This window comes from Streptomyces sp. NPDC044002, from assembly GCF_056434525.1.
This window is the reverse complement of the sequence record NZ_JBWKEZ010000048.1, coordinates 17131-37772: the sequence shown is the minus strand read 5'-3', so window position 1 is coordinate 37772 and position 20642 is coordinate 17131. Positions and strand designations below refer to the sequence as shown.

The 20642-nt window shown below is 73.7% G+C and carries 20 protein-coding genes; 8 read left to right on the top strand and 12 right to left on the bottom strand.

Annotation, left to right across the window (positions count from 1 at the left end; all coding sequences use genetic code 11):
- Positions 1 to 28: 28 nt before the first annotated feature.
- The 3 genes from AC07A6_RS29370 to AC07A6_RS29360 all read right to left on the bottom strand — a co-directional run bounded on the left by AC07A6_RS29370 (position 29) and on the right by AC07A6_RS29360 (position 6699).
- A complete protein-coding gene (locus AC07A6_RS29370) occupies positions 29 to 3346 on the bottom strand; it encodes an SAV_2336 N-terminal domain-related protein (RefSeq protein ID WP_478779148.1) in 3318 nt (1105 codons plus the stop codon).
- Positions 3347 to 3352: 6 nt separating this feature from the next.
- Positions 3353 to 4372 (bottom strand): AAA family ATPase, encoded by a 1020-nt coding sequence (locus tag AC07A6_RS29365; RefSeq protein ID WP_362468015.1) that lies wholly within the window; start codon positions 4370 to 4372, stop codon positions 3353 to 3355.
- Positions 4373 to 4623: 251 nt separating this feature from the next.
- Positions 4624 to 6699 (bottom strand): VMAP-C domain-containing protein, encoded by a 2076-nt coding sequence (locus AC07A6_RS29360; protein ID WP_478779147.1) that lies wholly within the window; start codon positions 6697 to 6699, stop codon positions 4624 to 4626.
- Positions 6700 to 6841: 142 nt separating this feature from the next.
- Here AC07A6_RS29360 and AC07A6_RS29355 point away from each other — a divergent pair, with 142 nt between their 5' ends.
- Positions 6842 to 7027 (top strand): DUF6104 family protein, encoded by a 186-nt coding sequence (locus tag AC07A6_RS29355; RefSeq protein WP_007266501.1) that lies wholly within the window; start codon positions 6842 to 6844, stop codon positions 7025 to 7027.
- Between the two features lie 84 nt (positions 7028 to 7111).
- Here AC07A6_RS29355 and sodN read toward each other — a convergent pair whose 3' ends face one another.
- The gene (gene sodN, locus AC07A6_RS29350) at positions 7112 to 7507 is read right to left on the bottom strand and encodes a superoxide dismutase, Ni (protein WP_007266490.1); all 396 of its coding nucleotides are present in this window, start codon (positions 7505 to 7507) and stop codon (positions 7112 to 7114) included.
- A 174-nt stretch (positions 7508 to 7681) separates the two neighbouring features.
- Between sodN and sodX the strand changes: the two genes are divergently transcribed.
- Positions 7682 to 8101: a nickel-type superoxide dismutase maturation protease gene (gene sodX, locus AC07A6_RS29345; protein ID WP_362468010.1), complete on the top strand. Its 420-nt coding sequence runs from the start codon at positions 7682 to 7684 to the stop codon at positions 8099 to 8101.
- On the opposite strand, the gene AC07A6_RS29340 is transcribed toward sodX, so the two are convergent.
- Entirely contained in the window at positions 8005 to 8634 is a 630-nt protein-coding gene (locus AC07A6_RS29340; RefSeq protein WP_478779146.1) for a CGNR zinc finger domain-containing protein, read from the bottom strand. The genes sodX and AC07A6_RS29340 overlap by 97 nt on opposite strands.
- Positions 8635 to 8724: 90 nt before the next feature.
- Between AC07A6_RS29340 and AC07A6_RS29335 the strand changes: the two genes are divergently transcribed.
- Positions 8725 to 9498, top strand: coding sequence for a methyltransferase domain-containing protein (locus AC07A6_RS29335; RefSeq protein ID WP_478779145.1), 774 nt, complete (start codon positions 8725 to 8727; stop codon positions 9496 to 9498).
- Between the two features lie 65 nt (positions 9499 to 9563).
- Here AC07A6_RS29335 and AC07A6_RS29330 read toward each other — a convergent pair whose 3' ends face one another.
- Genes AC07A6_RS29330 through AC07A6_RS29320 form a run of 3 tightly spaced genes read right to left on the bottom strand, consistent with a single transcriptional unit; the run spans position 9564 to position 12255 of the window.
- Complete coding sequence (locus AC07A6_RS29330; protein ID WP_362468031.1) at positions 9564 to 10316, bottom strand: amino acid ABC transporter ATP-binding protein; 753 nt, start codon at positions 10314 to 10316, stop codon at positions 9564 to 9566.
- An 11-nt stretch (positions 10317 to 10327) separates the two neighbouring features.
- On the bottom strand, positions 10328 to 11275 hold the full coding sequence (locus AC07A6_RS29325; RefSeq protein WP_386273774.1) for an amino acid ABC transporter permease: 948 nt from the start codon (positions 11273 to 11275) through the stop codon (positions 10328 to 10330).
- A 29-nt stretch (positions 11276 to 11304) separates the two neighbouring features.
- A complete protein-coding gene (locus AC07A6_RS29320) occupies positions 11305 to 12255 on the bottom strand; it encodes an ABC transporter substrate-binding protein (protein ID WP_362468002.1) in 951 nt (316 codons plus the stop codon).
- A 525-nt stretch (positions 12256 to 12780) separates the two neighbouring features.
- Here AC07A6_RS29320 and AC07A6_RS29315 point away from each other — a divergent pair.
- From AC07A6_RS29315 to AC07A6_RS29300, 4 genes are all read left to right on the top strand, one after another.
- Positions 12781 to 13983: an NAD(P)-dependent malic enzyme gene (locus tag AC07A6_RS29315; protein ID WP_386273776.1), complete on the top strand. Its 1203-nt coding sequence runs from the start codon at positions 12781 to 12783 to the stop codon at positions 13981 to 13983.
- Between the two features lie 390 nt (positions 13984 to 14373).
- Complete coding sequence (locus tag AC07A6_RS29310; protein ID WP_478779144.1) at positions 14374 to 15336, top strand: zinc-binding dehydrogenase; 963 nt, start codon at positions 14374 to 14376, stop codon at positions 15334 to 15336.
- A gap of 52 nt (positions 15337 to 15388) precedes the next feature.
- Complete coding sequence (locus tag AC07A6_RS29305; protein WP_362467998.1) at positions 15389 to 15598, top strand: RNA polymerase sigma factor sigma-70 region 4 domain-containing protein; 210 nt, start codon at positions 15389 to 15391, stop codon at positions 15596 to 15598.
- Positions 15598 to 16158, top strand: coding sequence for a Clp protease N-terminal domain-containing protein (locus AC07A6_RS29300; protein WP_478779143.1), 561 nt, complete (start codon positions 15598 to 15600; stop codon positions 16156 to 16158). Before AC07A6_RS29305 ends, AC07A6_RS29300 begins: the two co-directional genes overlap by 1 nt.
- Here AC07A6_RS29300 and AC07A6_RS29295 read toward each other — a convergent pair.
- From AC07A6_RS29295 to AC07A6_RS29285, 3 genes are all read right to left on the bottom strand, one after another.
- Complete coding sequence (locus AC07A6_RS29295) at positions 16155 to 17039, bottom strand: PadR family transcriptional regulator (RefSeq protein WP_362467994.1); 885 nt, start codon at positions 17037 to 17039, stop codon at positions 16155 to 16157. The two genes, AC07A6_RS29300 and AC07A6_RS29295, sit on opposite strands and share 4 nt — an antisense overlap.
- A 1-nt stretch (position 17040) precedes the next feature.
- Positions 17041 to 17958: a DUF4097 family beta strand repeat-containing protein gene (locus tag AC07A6_RS29290; RefSeq protein WP_362467992.1), complete on the bottom strand. Its 918-nt coding sequence runs from the start codon at positions 17956 to 17958 to the stop codon at positions 17041 to 17043.
- Positions 17959 to 18614: 656 nt separating this feature from the next.
- Positions 18615 to 19547, bottom strand: coding sequence for a LysR family transcriptional regulator (locus AC07A6_RS29285; RefSeq protein ID WP_362467990.1), 933 nt, complete (start codon positions 19545 to 19547; stop codon positions 18615 to 18617).
- 224 nt (positions 19548 to 19771) lie between these two features.
- Here AC07A6_RS29285 and snpA point away from each other — a divergent pair, with 224 nt between their 5' ends.
- Positions 19772 to 20437 carry a snapalysin gene (gene snpA, locus AC07A6_RS29280; protein ID WP_362467988.1) on the top strand — a complete coding sequence of 222 codons (666 nt, stop codon included), beginning with the start codon at positions 19772 to 19774 and terminating at the stop codon, positions 20435 to 20437.
- Positions 20438 to 20440: 3 nt separating this feature from the next.
- Here snpA and AC07A6_RS29275 read toward each other — a convergent pair whose 3' ends face one another.
- Positions 20441 to 20638: a hypothetical protein gene (locus tag AC07A6_RS29275; RefSeq protein ID WP_362467986.1), complete on the bottom strand. Its 198-nt coding sequence runs from the start codon at positions 20636 to 20638 to the stop codon at positions 20441 to 20443.
- Between the last annotated feature and the right edge of the window lie 4 nt (positions 20639 to 20642).

Genomic DNA, 20642 nt, shown 5'->3' with positions numbered 1-20642 from the left:
TTCCCTGCGCCCGGTGGGGGGAAACGGTTCAGGTGCCCGCCTCCAGGGCGTGTACGCGGGCCCGGACGGCCCGGGCCGGTGCGCCGTCCCCTTCGCCCAGTCGCTGGCGGAGGTCGAGGGCGGCGCGGTAGGCGTCCAGGGCGGCGCGGGGGCGGGCGAGGCGTTCCAGGACCTCCCCGCGCAGCTCCTGGACCCGGGCGGCGAGCGGCAGTGCCGCGCCTGCGCCGTCTTCGCGGTCGGCCTCCAGTGCGGCGCGCCAGGCCCGGCGGTAGGAGTCGGCGGCGCGGTCGAGGCGGTCGGCGGTGCGGGTGTGGGCGTGGATCTCCTGCTGGACGTCGCCGTGCTCCCGCCAGGCGCGGGCCCGTTCCAGGGGGCCGTGGGCCTGGCGGACGGCCAGTTCCAGCAGGTACTCGGCTTCCCGCAGGTCGACCAGGTCCCCTTCGTGGGCGTGCCTCAGCCGCAGCCCGGCGGCCAGCCGGCGCAGCCGGCGGGCGGCCCCGGGGTCGGACTGGGGGACGGCGGCGCGGCTTTCGCGCAGCACCCGTACGGCGGTGGACGCGAAGCCGCGTCCGCCGGCGGCGCGGGCGCGGTCCAGGAGTACGTCGCCCCACTCGGGCAGCAGTTCCCCGAAGGCCTCGCCGTCCCGGGGGATCAGCCGCCGGGCCCGGCCGTACGCCTCGGCCGCGTCCTCCAGGGCCGCCGGGTCGGCGTCGCGCGCGTACCGGGCCCGGTGGACGCGGGCCAGGCCCAGCAGGGCGGCGAGCCGCAGCCCGGAGTCCCCGGCCGGGTCCTCCAGGGCTGCGGCCAGCCGGGCGGCGGCCTCCTCCAGCCGTGCGGGCAGGTACCGCAGCGCCGCGCCCAGTTCGACGCGGACCCGTGCGGCGAGTCCGGGGGCGGGGGCGGGCTGCGGGGCGTCCGGGTCGGGGTCGGGGGTCGGGGCGGGGGCTGCGGCGGGGGCGAGGAGGGTCGTCAGGGCCGTGGTCAGGGTGTCGGCGGCCCGCTCGGCCAGGGCGGTGCGTTCCGCCGGGTCGGGGGTGCGCGGGAGGAGGGCGACCAGGACGCGGCCCAGGGTCAGGAGGAGTTCGGGGTCCGGGGGCCCCTCCCCGGCGGCGACCGGCTCCAGGGCGGCCCGGGCCTCGTGCAGGGGCCCCGCGTCGTCGCGCAGGGCGCCCAGCCGGAGCAGGGTCCGGGCCCGCAGTACGGCGCAGTCCCGGTGCAGGGCGGGGTCGGCGGCAGAGGCGGCGGAGGCGGCAGCGGCGGCGAACTCCCGGTCGGCGGCGGCCAGCAGCTCGGGCGCCGCGCCCGCCGCCACGGCCCGCTCGTACAGCACCCGGCCCAGGGCGGCCCGGCCGGCGGGGGTGCGCAGGCCGGTGGCGGCCCGTTCGGCCTCGTCGAGGTGTTCGGGGTCGCGCTGGACGGCCCACAGCCGCAGCAGTACCCCGGCGAGTTCGGTCTCGGCCTCTTCCGGGGGGTCGTCCGGGCCGGGCGGGGCGGCCACGGCCCGGCGCAGCAGTGCGGCGGACTCGTACAGGGGCCGGGCGTCGGCGTCGGGCGTGCCCGGCGCGAGGCGTTCCCGGGCGGCGCGGACGGCCCAGCCGCGGCCGGGCGGCGGGTCGGCGACGGGGACCGGGACGGGCGGTGCGGGGGGTTCCGCGGGGTCCTCGGGCGGGCCCGGCAGGTAGCGGCGTACGACCTTGGCGGAGACCTGCGCGAAGGCCTGCGGTAGCTGCCCGGGCGGCACCCTGCCGCCGTCCCACCCGGCGTCCGGTCCGGGGGCCGGCGCGGTGTCCGCTGCATCCGCGGGCTCTCCGGTGAGCTGGGCTACGGCCAGTGCGGGGAAGTTGCGCACGCCGCGGCCGAAGTGGGCGAGTACGTACTCGGAGCAGTGCTTGAGCACCAGCGCGGCCTCGTCCCGGCCCAGCGGCCCGAGCAGCACCTCCTGCACGCCGGGTACGAACTCGTACCACTGCGCGGCCGGTTCGCCGCTGCGCCGCAGCAGGCCGCTGAGCAGGACCTCCGCCAGGTCGGAGGGTTCCGAGTCGGGCAGCATGGTGCGCTGGACGAGCCGCATGACGGGCAGGGTGAGGGGCGCCGCCGCGAGGTACACGGCGAGCTGGACGGCGCCGGGCGCGGCGGAGGAGCGGAACCGGCGCACGAGTTCGCGGGGCGGGCGGGCGGTGGGGGGCAGCGGTACGGGGGCGGCGGGGTGGTGGGCGAGGACGCGGCCGACCTCGGCGGGAACGGGTCCGGTGCCGAGTCCGGCGACGAGCCGGGCCCACGCGCCGAGGGCGGTGGCGTTGGGCGGCAGCACGGGCACGGTGAGGCCGCCGGTGGGGCGGCCGGGCCGGGGTGGCCGGTCGGGCCGGAACCGCAGTCCGGGCCCGCCGCCCGCTCCCCCGCCGCCGCCGGCCCGTTCCAGCAGGCCGCGCTCGGTCGGCAGCCAGCTGCGGGCCCACAGCCGTTGCGGGAGGGGCTGTACGACGGCGCAGGGCGCGCACTCGGCCCAGCGGTGCAGCAGCCGCTGGGCCCGGCCCTCGCGCCACAGCGGCCCGGCGCAGTCGGAGACGACGATGGTCAGGGCCCGGCCGGTGGGGTCGCGGAGCTGGTCGCCGGAGCGCAGTCCCGGGCCGGGTACGGGGCCGCGGCCGACGGCGGCGGTGCCGTCGGGGAGCCGGTGGAGGTGGTGGGCCTGGACGTCGCGGAAGGCGCCGAGGCGTTCGCACACGGAGCGGAGTTCCTCGAACATCTCCCGCCAGACCGCCATGGAGGGTGAGGCGTCCATGACGAGCCGTACGGTCGCCTCGCGGCGGGTCTCCGGCCGGAACACGGGGATGACCAGTCCGAGGGCGCGGGCGCTGGCCTCGGCGGTGCCGGCTTCGTCGAGGACGGTGCGGGTGGGGCGGCCGGGGGGCCGGTGCCGCTGGAGGGCGCGCAGGGCCCGCTGGATCTCCAGGATCCGGGGCAGGGCCGCCGCCCCGGGCACGCGTACGGGGACCCCGCCGGCGACGGGGATCTCGGCGGCGGCCCCGGTGTCGGGGGCCTGGGGTTCCCCGGCGGGGTAGAGGCTGACCGGGTCCTCGGGGTCCGGTTCCTCCGGTGCCGGGTCCGGGGGTCCGGCGGTGCCGGCGGGTCCGGGCGGGCCGGCCGGGTCCCCGGGGGTGTCGGGGCCGGGTCCGGGGGCGGCGCCGGCGGGCCGGGCGGCCGTGCTGCCGGCCCGTGCGGCCAGCCAGAGCGCGTCGGCGAGTTCCTCGGCGGAGGGGTCGAGGCCGGCGGCGCGCAGCAGTCCGGCGAGGGCGCGGATGTCCGCGGCCGCGGCCCCGTCGGGGTGGGCGGGTTCCTGGGGCACCGCGGCTCACCTCGGGCGGTCGAGGCGCTGGATGAGCAGGTCGGCGAGGTCGTCCCGGCTGGGCGGGGCGGCGTAGTGGGTGAGGTAGATGGCGTTGAGCAGCTGGTCGGCGGCGACCAGTTCGGTGCGGGAGCGGGTGAGGAACTCGCGGATCAGGTCGGCGCCGAGCTGGGCGGCCTCCTCGCCCAGGTGGGCGCGGACCATGGTGGCGAGGCGTTTCTCGCCGGGCTGGCCGAGCTTGAGCTGGATGCAGCGGCGCAGCAGTGCGGCGGGGAAGTCCCGTTCGCCGTTGCTGGTGAGGATGATGAAGGGGAAGGCGCGGCAGCGGACGCGGCCGTCACGGACGGTGACCTTGGCCCCGTCGTCGGTGAGGACCTGCACCTCGGGTTCGGAGTCGGCGACGCGTTCGAGTTCGGGGAGGGTGAACTCGCCTTCCTCCAGGACGTTCAGCAGGTCGTTGGGCAGGTCGATGTCGCTCTTGTCGAGTTCGTCGACGAGCAGGACCCGGGGGCGTTCGGTGGGGAGCAGGGCGGTGCCGAGGGGGCCGAGCCGGATGTACTTGCCGATGCCGGGCGGCGTGCCGGTGGCTCCGGCGGCGCGGGCTCCGGCGGCGATCTGGACGTCCTGGAGCCGGGCGAGGGCGTCGTAGCGGTAGAGGCCCTCCTGGAGGACGGTCCGCGACACGACGGGCCAGCGCAGCACCCGGCCGAGTTTCAGCTCGTGGGCGACGGCGTGCGCGAGGGTGGACTTGCCGGTGCCGGGGTAGCCGGTGACGAGGAGGGGCCGGCGCAGGTAGAGGGCGGCGTTGACGGCCTCCAGTTCCTCCGGTTCGGGCCGGTGCAGTTCGGCGGCCTGCCGGTGGGCGCCGAGGCGGCGGGCCACGTTCCCGTCGGGGGCGGCGGCGGGGCCGCCGGGTTCGACGGCGGGGCCGCCGTCGAAGTCCCGCCAGGGCGGCGGTTCGGGCAGGGCCTCGATCCCGTCGTGGGGTTCGCCCACACCCCGGTAGATGAGCCATTCCTCGTTCACGCCCGCTCCCTCCCGCACGTCCCGCACGTCCCGTACCCCGCTCCCGGCCCCCGGCCCCGGGTCCCGGCCCGGCCACCCGCTCCGGGTCCCGGCCCCACTCCGGGTCCGGTTTCCGGCCCGGCCCGGCCCGGCCGCCCGCCCCGGCTCCGGGTCCGGCCCCGCTCCGGCTACCGCTCCCGGGCCGCCGCCGCCTGGTCCCGGTCCCGAACTGCCGGCCGACGGGACCGGAGGGGCCGGGCCAGGGGCCCGGGTCACAGGTCCCCCCGCAGTGGTTCGTCCTCGGGCAGTGCGCGGGCCGGGTCGTCCCAGACGAGGGCCAGCCCGGCCGCCCAGTAGGCGTCGGGGTCCGCCCCGTACGCCCGTTGCCGCAGGGCCTGGAGGCGCTGCGGCAGCACCGCGCCCCGGCCGGCCTCGGCCAGTTCCTCCCGCAGCCCCCGGTGGAAGGGGGCGCAGGAGGCCCCCGGGTCGGCCGGGGGCCTGCGGCAGACCACCACCCCGTAGCCGGCCTCGCGTACGGAGTGCAGCGCGCCCAGGGTCGGTTCGGCGTCCGGTGCCCGGCAGAGCACGGGGACGGTGTTGTCGAGCAGCCCGGCCAGCCAGCCCGGCGAGGGGCTGCGGGGCCGGCCGCGCAGGCAGTCGGCCCGCTGGTCCAGGAGCGGCCCCGCCTGCACCCGAGCCCACCGGCCCGACGGGACGGCCCCGCCGCCGGAGCGGAACACCACCGGCCGCTGCACCCCGACCGGCGTCCCGCCCTGCACGGTCCACTCGTCGACGGCGAGCCCGAACAGCTCGGGTGCGACGGCGACTTCGAGGAGCGCGGCCGCCTCGTGCGTATCGCACCGGCGGAACCCTTCGGCGAGCGGGGCGCGCAGGGCGTCGGGCAGGGCGGCCAGGGTGGCGCGTACGCCGGCGGCGACGGGGGTGACCCGGCCGGGGCGGGCGGGGCCGGCCAGGACGGACACCCGCCAGTCGTAGACCTCCTCCCAGCCGTGCGCCCAGGCCTCCAGCAGTACGGAGGGCCCCGGCGGCAGCCCGGTGCGGCGGCGGGCGGGGCCGTGCGCCTCCCGGCCGGCGGCGGCGCGGCGGCGGCGGTCCCGCTCGGCGAGGCCGCGTTCGTGCCGTTCGCCCAGTTCCCGGCGCAGGGGGCGCCACAGCCGCTCGGCGGTGGCCCGTACCCAGTCCCACAGTTCCTCGTCGGCGCCGGGCGCGGGCGGCTCGCGGTGGTCGGCGACGCTCACGGCGGTCGCGTAGCGGAGCATGGCGGCGGCCTCGCCGCCCGCACCGGGCGGGTCGTGGAGCAGGCCGAGGCCGTCGCGCCAGCTGAGCGGGGCGGGCAGGGTGGTGTCGGGTTCCTCGCCCCGGGCCTGCTCGGCGAGCTCCCGTACGGCTTCCGAGGAGCCGGGCGGCGGGAGTTCGGCGAGGAGTCCGCACAGGGTGGTGCGTTCGCCGGGGGTGAGGCGGCCGCGGCCGCCGTAGGGGTCGCCGTCGCCGGCGGGCAGTTCGTCGTGCACGTCGGTCCAGGTCCTGCGGCTGTCGAGGTCGCTCAGGTGCCGGTCGTAGTGGTACAGGTCGTGGGCCTGCATGACCCTGCGGTAGAGGCCGGTCTGGCCGGTGGGGGCCATGGGCAGGGTGCGCAGCTGGGCCACGGACACGGCGAGGCCGCCGCCGGCTCCGCTGCGGCGGGCCTTGACGACGCCGACGACCTCTCCGCGGGCGAGGTCGACGACGGGTCCGCCGGACATGCCGGCTTCGATCTCGTCGTCGTCGCCGAGGCGGATCGCGGCGCCGCCGGCGGCGATGCCGCGGAGCCGGGTGGTGCGGCCGGTGATCTCGCGGAAGCCGAGTTCCTCGGTGCAGCCGAAGTAGGCGGCGTCGTCGAGCCGGGGTCTGGCCCGGTCGGTGAGCCAGACGCAGGCGTGGGTGACGGGGGCGAGGACGCGGACGAGTGCCAGGTCGGGCAGGTCCCACAGGGCGCGGCGGCCGGGCCGCCGGTCGTCGAGCCGTTCGGGCAGGACGCATTCCACCCGGCCGGTGACGGTCCCGGTTGCCTCGCCGCCGGAGCTCCCGGTACCCCCGGTGCCGCCGGAGAAGAAGGTGATGCCGACCTCACGCCCGGCCAGCCGCACGGCAGCACCCCCTTCGCCGACCACGTGCGCGCACGTCAGGACCCAGCCCGGGGCGATGAAGAACCCGCTCCCCCACGTCGGCCCCGTCCCGGGGGTCTCATACCCGTCCGGGGGCGCGTGGACGCGTACGGTGGCGGCCCGGACGAGGGGTTCGAGGAGCTCGAAGGCGCGCGCGGATCCGGCCGTGCGCCCGTCCGGCATCTGTGGTCCCCCGTCCCCCGCTGGCCCCGTGAAGGGCGTCCAAGGTAGCGCCGGGTGACGGGCGGGCGGGAGGGTCTCGGGGGTAAGCGGATTATCCTGGCGGGAAACACCCCCATCACCACCACACGGCACGGAGCCCGACTTGTACTTCACCGATCGCGGCATCGAGGAGCTGGAGAAGCGGCGCGGCGAGGAGGAGGTCACCTTCGAGTGGCTCGCCGAGCAGCTCCGCACGTTCGTCGACCTGAACCCGGACTTCGAGGTCCCGGTGGAACGGCTGGCGACCTGGCTGGCGCGGCTGGACGACGAGGACGAGGACGACGAGTAGTCCGAGCAGCGCGTACGCACGACTGAGGGGCCCGACCGCGTGCGGTCGGGCCCCTCGGTCGTGTACCGCCGGGGCGGGGCCGGATCAGGCGGCCTTCGTCTCCCAGAAGATGCGGTCGATCTCGGCGATGAGCTCCAGGGCCTTCGCGCCGGTCGCCGGGTCGTTCGACGCCTTGGCGGCCGAGAGAGCCTTCAGGGTGTCGTTGACCAGGGTGTGCAGCTGGGGGTACTTCTCGAAGTGCGGGGGCTTGAAGTAGTCGCTCCACAGCACCGAGACGTGGTGCTTCGCGAGCTCGGCGCGCTGCTCCTTGATGGTGATGGCGCGCGCGCGGAAGTCCGCGTCCTCGTTGGCCTGGTACTTCTCCTGGACGGCCTTGACGGACTCGGCCTCGATGCGGGCCTGGGCCGGGTCGTACACGCCGCAGGGCAGGTCGCAGTGGGCGGAGACCTTCACCTTGGGGGCGAAGAAGCGGGAAAGCATTGGAGTGGGTCCTCCTCGTGATCGTCTTCTCAAGGGTGGAGATTACTCGCTGAGAATCCGGAAATCGCGGGCGCCCCCATGGGCTTAGGACAAAAGTCCAGCCCCGGCCGGGCGGGGGTGAGCGAACGTACGGGGCCGTGCGGCAGCATGCGGGGAGCGATGAGGAGGCCGGAGATGGTGCGGAGCAGGCAGGCGCGGGTGCGCGTGGGGATCACCGAGGTGACGGGGCCGTCGATGGTGCCGACGCTGGTGCACGGGGACCGGCTGGCGGTCCGGTACGGGGCGTTGGTCCGGCCGGGTGACGTGGTGGTGTTCCGGCATCCGCTGCAGCAGGACCTGCTGGTGGTGAAGCGGGCTGCGGAGCGCCGGCCGGGCGGCTGGTGGATGCTCGGGGACAACCCGTTCAACGAGACCGGGGACAGCACCGACTACGGCGCGGTCCCCGAGGAGCTGGTGCTGGCGGTGGCGTTCCTGCGGCTGCGGCCGCGCCCGGCGGGTCAGCGTTCGCTGAGGGCGCGGCTGTCCTGGGCCTGGTCGGCGGTGCGGCCGCTGCGTGCGGACGCCTCGGCCTCCAGCCGCTTGCGGGCGCGGTAGGCGGCGACGTTGGCGCGGGTGGCGCAGCGGTCGGAGCAGTAGCGCCGGGAGCGGTTGGTGGAGGTGTCGAGGTAGGCGTTGCGGCAGGGCGGCGCCTGGCACAGGCCGAGGCGGTCGGGGCCGTGTTCGGTGACGGCGAAGGCGAGGCCCATGGCGGCCATGGCGGCGTAGCCGGCGGAGGCGTTGGAGGGGTGCTCGGCGAGGTGGAGGTGCCAGTCGGGGCTGCCGTCGTCGCGGACGGCGTCGTGGCCGGTGACCTGGGGGCTGACGGGGAACTCCATGAGGAGGGAGTTGAGGAGGTCGACGGCGAGGGCGTGGTCGCCGCCGTCGGCGGCCTCGAAGACGGCGCGGAGCCGGCCGCGGACGTTGCGGAAGCGGGTGACGTCGGTGTCGGTGACCCGGCGGGCCATCTGGACGCTGGCGCCGAAGAGGGCGCGGACGTCGTCCACGGAGGTGAGGGCGTCCTTGCTGCGGGCCGGCTCCTCGGTGTTGACCAGGCGCACGGCGAAGTCCGAGTAATGGGCCAGTTCCACTTGTAGTCCTTACGGCTGCGGATTAGTGTCTGCATCAGCCAAGTAACGGCTGCTTTGGCTTCGAGGGTATTACGTGTGGAGGGGTTCGGGATGGCGGACGCTGTGACTGGCTCGTTCGGTACGGACTGGCGGGCCTGGCAGGAGAGCTGGGACCGCCAGCAGGAGTGGTACATGCCCGACCGCGAGGAACGGTTCCGGGTGATGCTGGACATGGTCGAGGCCTTCACGGGCCCCTCCCCCCGGGTGCTGGACCTCGCGTGCGGTACGGGAAGTATCACGGACCGGCTGCTGCGGCGGTTCCCGGAGGCAACGAGTACGGGGCTGGATCTCGACCCCGCGCTGCTGACGATCGCCCGGGGCCACTTCGCCGGCGACAACCGGGTCTCCTTCGTCACGGCCGACCTCAAGGACCCCGACTGGCGCGCGGCCCTCCCGTACGACTCGTACGACGCCGTGCTGACCGCGACCGCCCTGCACTGGCTGCACAGCGAGGAGCTGGCGGTCCTTTACGGCCGGATCGCGCCCCTGGTCCGCCCGGGCGGCGTCTTCTTGAACGCCGACCACATGCCCGACGCCTCCACCCCGCTGATCAACGCCGCCGACCGGGCGCAGCGGCACGCCGGGATGGACCGGGCGAAGGCCGCCGGGGTCCTGGACTGGCGGGACTGGTGGGCGCTGGCAGCGGCCGACCCGGTGCTGGCCGGGCCCACGAAGGCCAGGTTCGAGATCTACGGGGAGCACGCCGACGGGGACACCCCCGACGAGTTCTGGCACGCCCGCACCCTGCGGGAGGCGGGCTTCGCGGAGGCCCGTACGGTCTGGCGCTCCCCCTCGGACGCGCTGGTCCTAGGTCTGAAGCAGTAACTTCCGGCGGCAGCGCGAAGGGGCGGTACGGATGTCCGTACCGCCCCTCGGCCTGCGTGTCGCGGCTACAGGACCTTGGAGAGGAACGCCTTCGTGCGGTCGTGCTGCGGGTTGCCCAGCACGTCGCGCGGGTTGCCGGACTCGACCACGACGCCGCCGTCCATGAAGACGAGGTTGTCGCCGACCTCGCGGGCGAAGCCCATCTCGTGGGTCACCACGATCATGGTCATGCCCGACTCGGCCAGGTCCCGCATGACGTCGAGGACGTCGCCGACCAGCTCCGGGTCCAGGGCCGAGGTGGGCTCGTCGAAGAGCATCAGCTTCGGCTCCATGGCCAGCGCGCGGGCGATCGCCACGCGCTGCTGCTGGCCGCCGGAGAGCTGGGACGGGTAGTTCCCGCCCTTGGTGCCGAGGCCGACACGGTCCAGGAGCTTGACCGCGCGCTCGCGCGCCACGGCCTTGCTCTCGCCCTTGACCATGACCGGGGCTTCCATGACGTTCTCTATGGCCGTCATGTGCGGGAAGAGGTTGAAGCGCTGGAAGACCATGCCGATGTCCCGGCGCTGGGCCGCGACCTCGCTGTCCTTCAGCTCGTAGAGCTTGTCGCCCTTCTGCTTGTAGCCCACCAGCTGGCCGTCGACCGAGAGGCGGCCGGCGTTGATGCGCTCCAGGTGGTTGATGCAGCGCAGGAAGGTGGACTTGCCGGAGCCGGACGGGCCGACCAGGCAGAAGACCTCGCGGGGGGCGACCTCAAGGTCGATGCCGCGCAGGATGTGGGCGGCGCCGTACGACTTGTGGACGCCTTCGGCCTTGACCATAGGCTGGGCGGTCACTTCGCCACCTCCGTACGGCGGAACATGTTCAGGTTGGCCTTGAGCCGCTCGAACGGGGTGGGCGGCAGGCTGCGCAGCGAGCCGCGGGCGTAGCGGCGCTCCAGGTAGTACTGGCCGACGCTGAAGACGCTGGTCAGCGCGAGGTACCAGATGGAGGCCACGAAGTACATCTCGATGACCGCGCCGGCGGTGCTGCCGATGTTGGAGCTGGCACGCAGGAGTTCGGTGTACTGCACCGCCGAGACCAGGGAGGAGGTCTTCAGCATGTTGATGAACTCGTTGCCGGTCGGCGGGATGATCACGCGCATCGCCTGCGGCAGCACGACGCGGCGCATGGTCTGCGTCTGGGTCATGCCGAGCGCGTGCGAGGCCTCGGTCTGGCCCTCGTCGACGGACTGGATGCCCGCACGGACGATCTCCGCCATGTAGGCGCCCTCGTTCAGGCCGAGGCCCAGGAGGGCGACCATGAACGGCGTCATGACGTCGACGGTCTCGTTCTTGTAGATCGGGCCCAGGTTGATGTACTGGAAGATCAGCGGGAGGCTGAACCAGACCAGCAGCTGCACGTAGACCGGGGTGCCGCGGAAGAACCAGATGTAGAGCCAGGAGACGAAGCTCGTGACCGGGTTCTTCGACAGCCGCATCACGGCGAAGAGGATGCCGAGCGCCAGGCCGAGCGCCATGGCCGAGATGCTGATGATGATGGTGTTGCCGAGGCCGCTGAGGACCGCGGGGTCGAACAGCTTGTCGCCGACCGTGCCCCAGATGATCTTGCCCTGGGAGAAGGCGTAGACCAGCCACGTCAGGATGAGGGCGACGGCTACGGCGCTGATCCAGCGGCCGTAGTGCCGTACGGGGATGGCCTTGATCGCCTCGTAGGGGTTGCCCGAGGCGCCGGGCCCGGCCGGAGTGGCGGCCGGACCCTTGTCGATCTTGTCAGTCACAATGACTGCCCTTCAGTGGAGCTCTCGGATCACTTGCCGGCGTTGATCGTGGCGGACTGCACGGCGCTGTCCTTCACGTTCCACTTCTCCAGGACCTTGGCGTAGGAGCCGTCCTTGATGATGGCGTCGAGGGCTTCCTTGAGGGCGTCGCGCAGCTGCGTGTTCTCCTTGGAGACCGCGATGCCGAAGAGGCCGACGTCGGCCTGCTGGCCGCCGACCTCGAAGTCGTTGCCGCCGCCGGAGGTCTTCGCCGTGTAGGCGGTGACCGGGAAGTCGTTCAGGTCGGCGACGGCGCCGCCGGCCTTGACGCGGGTCTGGGCCTCGGCGTCGGTGTCGAACGCCTCGATGGTGAGCTTCTTGTCGCCGCACTTCTCGGCCTGGGCCTTGAAGGTGTCCTCGTACGTGGTGCCGCGCTGGACGGCGACGGTCTTGCCGCAGAGGTCGTCGAGGGACTTGATGCCCTGCGGGTTGCCCTTCTTGACGAGGAGCGAGACGCCGGAGGAGAAGTAGTCGACGAAGTCGACGCCCTTGCCGATCTTGGCGCCCTTGTCGTCGAGGCCTTCCTGGCGCTTCTTGTTGTCCGTGATCGAGGACATCGCGATGTCCTGGCGGCCGGTCTCCAGGGAGGTGATCAGGCCGTCGAAGGTGCCGGAGGTGAACTGGAACTTCACGCCGAGCTGCTTGCCGAGGGCCTCGGCGATGTCGGGGTCGACGCCGACGATCTTGCCGCCGTCGACGAACTCCATCGGCGCGTAGGCCGTGTCGGAGCCGACCTTGATGACACCCGCGTCCTGGATCTTCTTCGGGAGCTTCGAGAACAGCGGGGCGCTGTTGTCGGTCTTGCCCGAGTTCGAGGAGCCGTTGCCCTCGGTCTGGTCGCCACATCCGGTGAGGATCAGGGCGCCGGCGACCGCGATCGCGCCGACCGCGGCGATCCGGGACCGGGCGGCGGTCGTACGACGGGTGGTGCTTGCGGTCATGAGCGGTTCCTCCGACAGGGGTGGAAAAGCATCCGAGAGAAGGACGGGCACGCACCATCGAGTGCCGCGACCTTGTGTGATTACGGCATCTTGCCATTCGGACTGACGCATTCAGGGTGCCCGCGAGGTCAAAATCAGATAACGGGCGCCCCCGACTACCCAACAGGACTGCGGGCAAGGCCCATCGGAGCCGCACAAACCCCCGTGACCTGCCGTTTTCACCTCACTATTTACGGTGCGTCTCGCTTGCTGGACAGAGAGATTTGGACTTTTAGCCAAAACCGGGGCAAGGACCCTACGATCAGTCCGGAATCGACTCGTCTGGGCGAGTGTTCTTCGGGTAGAACAGATCCTTACACCCCTCATCCGGGGCTCAGGGCGCGCGTGCGGCGCGCCCGCGCGTACGAACCTCCCCTCCGCGGAGGCGGTCCAACCGTCGATGCGGAGTACGAACGCGGTGCCCGCCCACCCCTTAACCAGGAGTGGCCACCCTCAACGATTCAAGGACTTAAGGGGTCACACGAAGTGGCAGCGGAGATCGTCAACCCTCGCAGCGACAGTGCGACGGACAACAACCCCGATGCGGTGTTCGCGCTGCACCGGGGCGGCAAGATGGCCATTCAGGCCACGGTGCCGGTGAACGACAAGGACGACCTGTCCCTGGCGTACACCCCCGGCGTGGCGAAGGTGTGCACCGCCATCGCCGAGCAGCCGGAGCTCGTGAACGAGTACACCTGGAAGTCGAACGTGGTCGCCGTCGTCACCGACGGTACGGCCGTGCTCGGACTCGGTGACATCGGTCCCGAGGCCTCCCTCCCCGTGATGGAGGGCAAGGCGATTCTTTTCAAGCAGTTCGGCGGCGTGGACGCGGTTCCGATCGCGCTCGCCACCAAGGACACGGACGAGATCGTCGAGACGGTCATCCGTCTGGCGCCGTCCTTCGGCGGGGTGAACCTGGAGGACATCTCCGCCCCCCGCTGCTTCGAGATCGAGCGCCGCCTCCAGGAGGCGCTGGACATCCCGATCTTCCACGACGACCAGCATGGCACGGCCATCGTGACGCTGGCCGCCCTGCGCAACGCGGCGAAGCTCACCGGCCGCACCCTCGGCGACCTGCGCGCCGTGATCGCGGGCGCCGGTGCGGCGGGCATCGCCATCGCCAAGATCCTGGTCGACGCGGGCATCGGCGACGTCTGCGTCACCGACCGCAAGGGCGTGGTCTCCTCGGAGCGCTCCGACCTGACGGACGTCAAGGCGGAGATCGCGGGCCTGACCAACAAGACGGGCCTGAACGGCACGCTGGAGGAGGCCCTCGCGGGCGCGGACGTCTTCATCGGCGTCTCCGGCGGCACCGTGGGCGAGGAGGCCGTGGCCACGATGGCGGAGAACTCCTTCGTCTTCGCCATGGCCAACCCGAACCCGGAGGTCCACCCCGACGTCGCGCACAAGTACGCGGCCGTCGTGGCGACCGGCCGTTCGGACTTCCCGAACCAGATCAACAACGTGCTGGCGTTCCCGGGCATCTTCGCCGGTGCCCTGAAGGTCCGCGCGACCCGGATCACCGAGGGCATGAAGATCGCCGCCGCCGACGCCATCGCCGGCGTCGTGGGTGACGAGCTCGCCGCCGACTACGTGATCCCCTCGCCGTTCGACGAGCGCGTCGCCGAGGCCGTCACGGCCGCGGTCGCCGCCGCCGCGAAGGCCGACGGGGTGGCCCGCCTGGCCTGAGCGCCACGCTGAGTCACAGTGCCACGAGTGGGGCCCGGCCGGATCTATCCGGCCGGGCCTCTTCGCGTGCGCGTCGTCCGCCGCAGGAACGCACCCTCCCCGCCCCCGAACCGGGAGGGGTCGTTCCGCCCTCGTTGCCGGGCGCGCGAGAGAACGCGGGAACGCAAAGCGAGAATGCGACGGGAGTGACAGGCTCATGACGAGCGCGCCGCATGGCTTGAATCCTACCCCTCTCCAGGAGTCTTCTTGACGTTCCGGTTAGTCCTATGCAAGGCACAAACCGCCTGGTACGCCTGGTAGTTGAGCATAGAACCAGCACTTCCGCTCCGGACGGTGCGCGAGCGCTCACCCCTGGCCAGGACGGCCTACCGACCGGTAGCGTCTGGCGCCATGTTCGCTGCCTATGCCGCCCGAATCGACCGAGACCAGCCGCTGAACGGCCTTGAGCTGGGCGAGCGCCCGGCTCCCGGGGCCCGCCCCGGCTGGGTGACCGTCAACGTCAAGGCCGCCTCCCTCAACCACCACGACCTGTGGTCGCTGCGCGGGGTCGGCCTCGGCGAGGACAAACTGCCCATGATCCTCGGCTGTGACGCCGCCGGGACCGACCAGGACGGCAACGAGGTCGTCCTGCACTCCGTGATCGGCCAGAGCGGCCACGGGGTCGGCCCCGACGAGCCCCGCTCGATCCTCACCGAGCGCTACCAGGGCACCTTCGCCGAGCAGGTGACCGTCCCCGCCTGGAACGTGCTGCGCAAGCCCGCCGAGCTGTCCTTCAAGGAGGCCGCCTGCCTCCCCACGGCCTGGCTGACCGCGTACCGCATGCTCTTCACCAACGCCGGGGTCCGCCCCGGGGACTCCGTGCTCGTCCAGGGCGCGGGCGGCGGGGTCGCCACCGCCGCGATCGTCCTGGGCAAGGCCGCCGGCCTGCGCGTCTTCGCCACCAGCCGCGACGAGGCCAAGCGCAAGCGGGCCGTGGAGCTGGGCGCGGTGGAGGCGTACGAGCCGGGTGCGCGGCTCCCCCACCGGGTGGACGCGGTGATCGAGACGGTGGGCGCCGCCACCTGGTCGCACTCGGTCAAGAGCCTGCGCCCCGGCGGCACCCTGGTGATCTCGGGCGCGACCAGCGGCGGCACCCCGCCGGCGGGCGAGCTGCACCGGATCTTCTTCCTGGAGCTGAAGGTGGTCGGCTCGACCATGGGCACCAAGGACGAGCTGGAGGACCTGCTGTCCTTCTGCGCGGCCACCGGCATCCGCCCGGTCATCGACCAGGTCCTGCCGCTGGACCGCGCCCGCGAGGGCTTCGAGAAGCTCGAATCGGGAGACCTCTTCGGCAAGATCGTCCTCACGACCTGAGTCCTGTCAATCAGGGTTGACGACCCTCCCGCGTCAACCTACATTGACAGACATGACCGAAGCGACCGACCTCGCCGCACGCGCCGGCGACCGGGACCCGCGCGTGGGCCTGCGTGCCGTGGCCGCCCTCCGCAGGCTGCTGGAGCAGCTGGAGGCCGTACAGGTGCGCAGCGCCCGCGCGCAGGGCTGGTCCTGGCAGGAGATCGCGTCCGAACTGGGCGTCAGCCGGCAGGCCGTACACAAGAAGCACGGGAGGCTGTGATGTTCGAACGCTTCACCCGGGACGCGCGGGACGCGGTGACGGGTGCCGTGGCCCAGGCCAGGGCGGCCGGAGCCGGGGCGGTCACCGAGGAGCACCTGCTCCTCTCCCTGCTGGACGGCGGCGCGCTGCGCCCGCTGGGCGTGGACGGCACCGCCGTCGCCGCCGGCCTCGCGGAGGCCCGCCGCCGGGGCGGGATGTCCAGGGCGGACGAGGAGGCGCTCGCGGGCCTCGGCATCGACCTCTCGGAGATCGTCTCCCGGATCGAGGAGACCCACGGCGCGGGCGCCCTCGCGGCCCCCGCACCCCGCAGGCGGGGCGTCGCGGCCTCGCTCCGCGAGGTCCTCGGCCGCCCCGAACCCGAGAACCGGCACATCCGCTTCACCCAGGGCGCGAAGAAGACCCTGGAGCAGTCCCTGCGCGTCGCCCTGGGCCGCAAGGACCGCCACATCGGCGCCCTCCACCTGCTCCTGGCCCTGATCTCCCGCCCCGGCCCGGTCTCCGAGGTCCTCGCGGACCACGGAGTCACCTACTCCACGGTGGAGACCGGCCTCGCCGCCTAGGCCTTCAGGCCCGCCGCGATGCGGGCTGCGGCGGCCGCCAGGTGGGCGCGGGCCTCGGCGAGCTGCGCCGGGGTCACGCCGTGGTCGCGGGCCGCGTCGCGGACGTCGTCTCGGAAGCGGTCCAGCAGCCGGTCCAGGTCCCGCGCCGGTTCCGCGGTCGGCGTCAGGTCCTCGGCCCAGCCCGAGCCCGCGGGTCCGGGAGCCGCCGACCACTCGGGGGCGGGGGCGGTGTGGCCGTTCCCCAGCCAGGCCCCGGCCAGGCTGCCCAGGACCCCGCCGGACTTGGCGAACTGCTCCTGGAGCTGCGCGGCGATCCGCTGCACCTCCTCGCGGGCCCGCTCCTGGGCCTCCTTCGCCTGGCGGCGGGCCTGCTGGGCCTCCTCGCGGGCCCGGCGGCTCTCGTCCTTCGCCCGGCGGGCCTGCTCCTTCCACTCCTGCTTCGCCTTGCGGAACTCCTCCTTGGCCACCTTCCAGTTCTCGTCCTCGACCTGCGTCGCCGTCGCGGAGGCCGCGGCCCGCATCTCGCGGCGCAGGTCGCCGGCGGCGCCGCGCACGTCGTCCCGGATCTCGGCGGCCAGCTCGGAGACGGAGTCCCGGATCTCCACCTCCAGGTCCGCCAGCTCCCCGACCCGGTCCGCCAGCTCGGCGCGGCCCGCCTCGGTGATGGAGTACACCTTGCGCCCGCCCTCGGTGGCGTACGTGACCAGCCCCTCGGCCTCCAGCTTGGCCAGCCGCGGGTACACGGTGCCCGCCGAGGGCGCGTACAGCCCCTGGAATCGCTCCTCCAGCAGCCGGATCACCTCGTACCCGTGGCGGGGCGCCTCGTCCAGCAGCTTGAGGAGGTAGAGGCGGAGGCGGCCGTGGGCGAAGACGGGCGGCATGTCAGAGCACCTTCTTGTCGAGCTGGAGGGGAGCGGCCGCGGCTTCCTGCGGGCGGCTCAGCAGGGCGATCGCCCCGGAGACGGTGGTGGCGCGCAGGGTGCCGGTGCCGGCGCCGAGGGTGCCGGTGATCCGCTTGGCGCCGAACTGGCCGGTGACCCGGAGGTCCGCGAAGCCGTTGGAGACGCTGCCGGTGGCGGTGTTGGCCTCGACCTTGGCGTCGGCGGGGTGCGGGAGGCGGATGGCCACCTCGCCGGACACGGAGTTGAGGAAGACGTCCACCGGCTTGGCGGCGTCCGGGTCGGGGACGAGGTCGATGAGCATGTCGCCGCTGACCGAGTCGGCCCGTACGCTGCCGGCCGCGCCGTCGACCACCGTCAGGCCGCCGGAGACCGAGTGGAAGCCGAACTCACCGGCGACGGACTGCGCCTCGACACCGCCGGACACCGTCCGCGCCTCCACCCGCCCGGAGAGCCCGACCAGCGTCGCGTCGCCCGAGACCCCGTTGACCTCGGTGCCGCCGGAGATGCCGGACACGAAGGCGGCGGCGCTGACGGTGGCCAGCTGGACGCGGGTGCCGGCGGGGACGGTCAGCGTCACGGTGACGCTGCGCTCCCAGGCCTTGCGGCCGTCCGGGGAGGAGCCGGTCCAGGCCTTCCACGGCTTGCCCTCGATCCACTTCCGGAAGCCCTGGGAGCCGTTCCAGGGGAGGTCCTCGTAGGACAGCGTGAGGGTGCCGCCGTCCTGGACCACGTGCAGCGGCGGCCCGTCGACCTCGGCGACCTCCAGCCGGGCCGGGCCCTCCTCGGAGGCGACCACGTTGACGGTGCCGCCGACGACGCGTACGCGGAGGTCGTGGACCGGCTGCTCGAAGGTGAGCTTCTGCGGTGCGGCGACGGACCACGTCATCTGCTCTGGCATGTGCTGCTCCTTCTTCAGGCTGACGCACGCAACATATCGCGTCTTCTGTAGACACGATATATCGCGGCACCCCGAAGTCAAGCCGCCTTGCCGCGCACGCCGCCCCGGTGGGCCTCCCCGGCATTCCGCCGGGCGCCGTCCGGCCGTCGCGGCCGGGCCGGCGGGCCGGGCCGGGGTGGCGGCGGGTGCCGCTGCGCGGGGCTGGGTCCCCTACCCTCCCCCAGACTCCGTCCGGGGGGACCCCCACTTCCACCGTTCCCCGGGCTGCGCCCGGACCCCTTCCTGGGGGCTCCGCCCCCAGACCCCCGCGCCTCAAACGCCGGCGAGGCTGAAACTTGCCGGCCGGGGTCGGAGTGCGCGCAGCGCACTTCAGCCCCGCCGGCGCTTGAGGCGCGGGCGCGGTAGCGCCGTGCAGTGACGCGCACCCGATCACCGGCCCCCGCCATGCGCGGTCCGGGGCGGAGCCCCGGGCTCCTTCCAGCCGCGCCGGCGTCTGAGGCGAGAACGGGTGAAGGGCGGGGAGGGGCAGGCCCCGCGCAGCGGCACACGGCCCGCAGGCGGCGGACGCGCCCGGCCAGGGGCGCCTGGGTCCGGCCCGGCCGGGGCAGGGGCAACGCCCCGCACCTCAAACCGCCCGGCCAGGGCAAGGGCAGGGGTTACGCCGCCAGCAACGGGCTTCCGCTGCGGCGGAGCCAGGCTCGGTACGGCGGGGTGCGGAGGGCGGCTTCGCGGTAGGCGTCGCGGAGGTCGTCGAAGACCTCGGCGTGCTCCCCCGGCCGCGTCGCGAGAAGCAGCCGCACCGCCAGCGGGTCCCCCGACAGCGGCCGGATGGCCATGTCGTCCCGCGGCCCGGACGTCGGCTGGCACGGCGCCACCGCCTCGCCGGAGACGATCAGCGAGGCCGCCGTGTGGTAGTCGGCGTGCAGGACCGGCGGGTCGACGCCCGCGCCCGCGAAGACCCGTCGCAGGCCGTCCCACTCACCGTCGACCGAGGGGTCCACCGTCCAGCGGTCCCCGGCCAGGTCCTCTAACGCCACCACCGGCGACCGCGCGGCGGGATGGTCCCGGCACATGGACACGAACTGCGGCTCACGTTCCATCAGCACCCGCAGTTCCAGCCCGTCCGGCACCCGCAGCGGGCTGCCCTCCACCTCGTGCACGAACGCCACGTCCAGCTGCCCGCCTGCCGCCATCCGCAGCAGCGCGTTCGCCGAGACGTCGACCACCAGCGAGGTCTCCGTCTCCGGAGCGCGCCGGTGCAGCCGCCGCAGCCAGCCCGGCAGGGCCCGGCTCGCGGTCGAACCGATGCGCAGCCGGGGTCCGTTCGCCGCCGCGCGCGCCTCGGCGACCAGTGCGGCCATGTCCGCGAGCAGCGGCCGCGCCCGTCCCAGCACCGTGCGCCCGAAGGGGGTGGGCCGGCAACCGGTCCGCTCGCGCAGGAACAGCTCGCCGTCCAGGGCCCGTTCGATCCGGCGCAGTTGCGTCGTCAGGGAGGGCTGGCTCACGCCGAGTTGCCGGGCGGCCTTGTGCAGACTGCCGGCGTCCTCGATGGCGCACAGTGCGCGCAGGTGCCTCACCTCGAGCTCCATGACCCGAGGGTAGGCGGGCCCCGCGTACCGCACCAGCCGCCGATAGCCCCCCGAATCCCGCCATTCTCACGCCAGTTGACCAAGGTGAACCTTGCCGAAACCCGCCCGATAGCTCCGCGCTATCGGGCTCTGACATCATCCCCAGGCCCCATCGGCTCCCGCAGACTCCGGTACCGGATGACCCATCCACCCCCCACTGCACCAGCCGAGTAGGAGCCCCCCACATGCGCCACTCCCGCAGGAACATGCTGTCCGCCGCCGCCGTCGGCCTCGGTGTCGCCGCCGCCATCGGCGGTGTCGTCCCCACGGCCGGGGCCGCGACCGCCGGCCCCGCCGGCAGCCCGGCGAGCTACGCCGCGTACGAGCGTTCGTCGGAGAACGAGGCCGCCACCCGGGCCTTCTTCGAGGCCGTGAAGCGTTCGGTCGCCGAGCAGCGGGCCGCGAACCCGGGCGCGCTGGCCGTCACCGTCACCTACAACACCCGCAACGCGCCGAGCTTCCGTACCCAGATAGCCAGCTCCACCCGCATCTGGAACAGCTCGGTCACCAACGTGAAGCTCCAGGAGGTGTCCTCGGGCGGGAACTTCTCGTACCGCGAGGGCAACGACTCCCGCGGCTCGTACGCGAGCACGGACGGCCACGGCCGGGGTTACATCTTCCTGGACTACCGGCAGAACCAGCAGTACAACTCCACCCGCGTGACGGCGCACGAGACCGGTCACGTGCTGGGCCTGCCGGACCACTACTCGGGTCCGTGCAGCGAGCTGATGTCGGGCGGCGGCCCGGGCACCTCGTGCACGAACGCCACCCCGAACAGCGCCGAGCGGACGCGCGTCAACCAGCTGTGGGCCAACGGCCTGGTCGCCTCGGGCCTGGACGCCAAGAACTAGGGGCTACCCCACAGGTACGTAGAGGGCGCAGTCCGGGTTCCGGCAGGGACCCGGACTCCACTCGGGGACGAAGATCCCCAGGGACTTGCGCCGTCGGAGCACCGTCTCCACGGCACGCCCGCAGGCCGGACACGTCCGCTGCTCGTGTCCGGCCCGCGGGGCGACCGTCCCGCGCTCGTGCTGCTGCTGTTCACCGGCCATACCT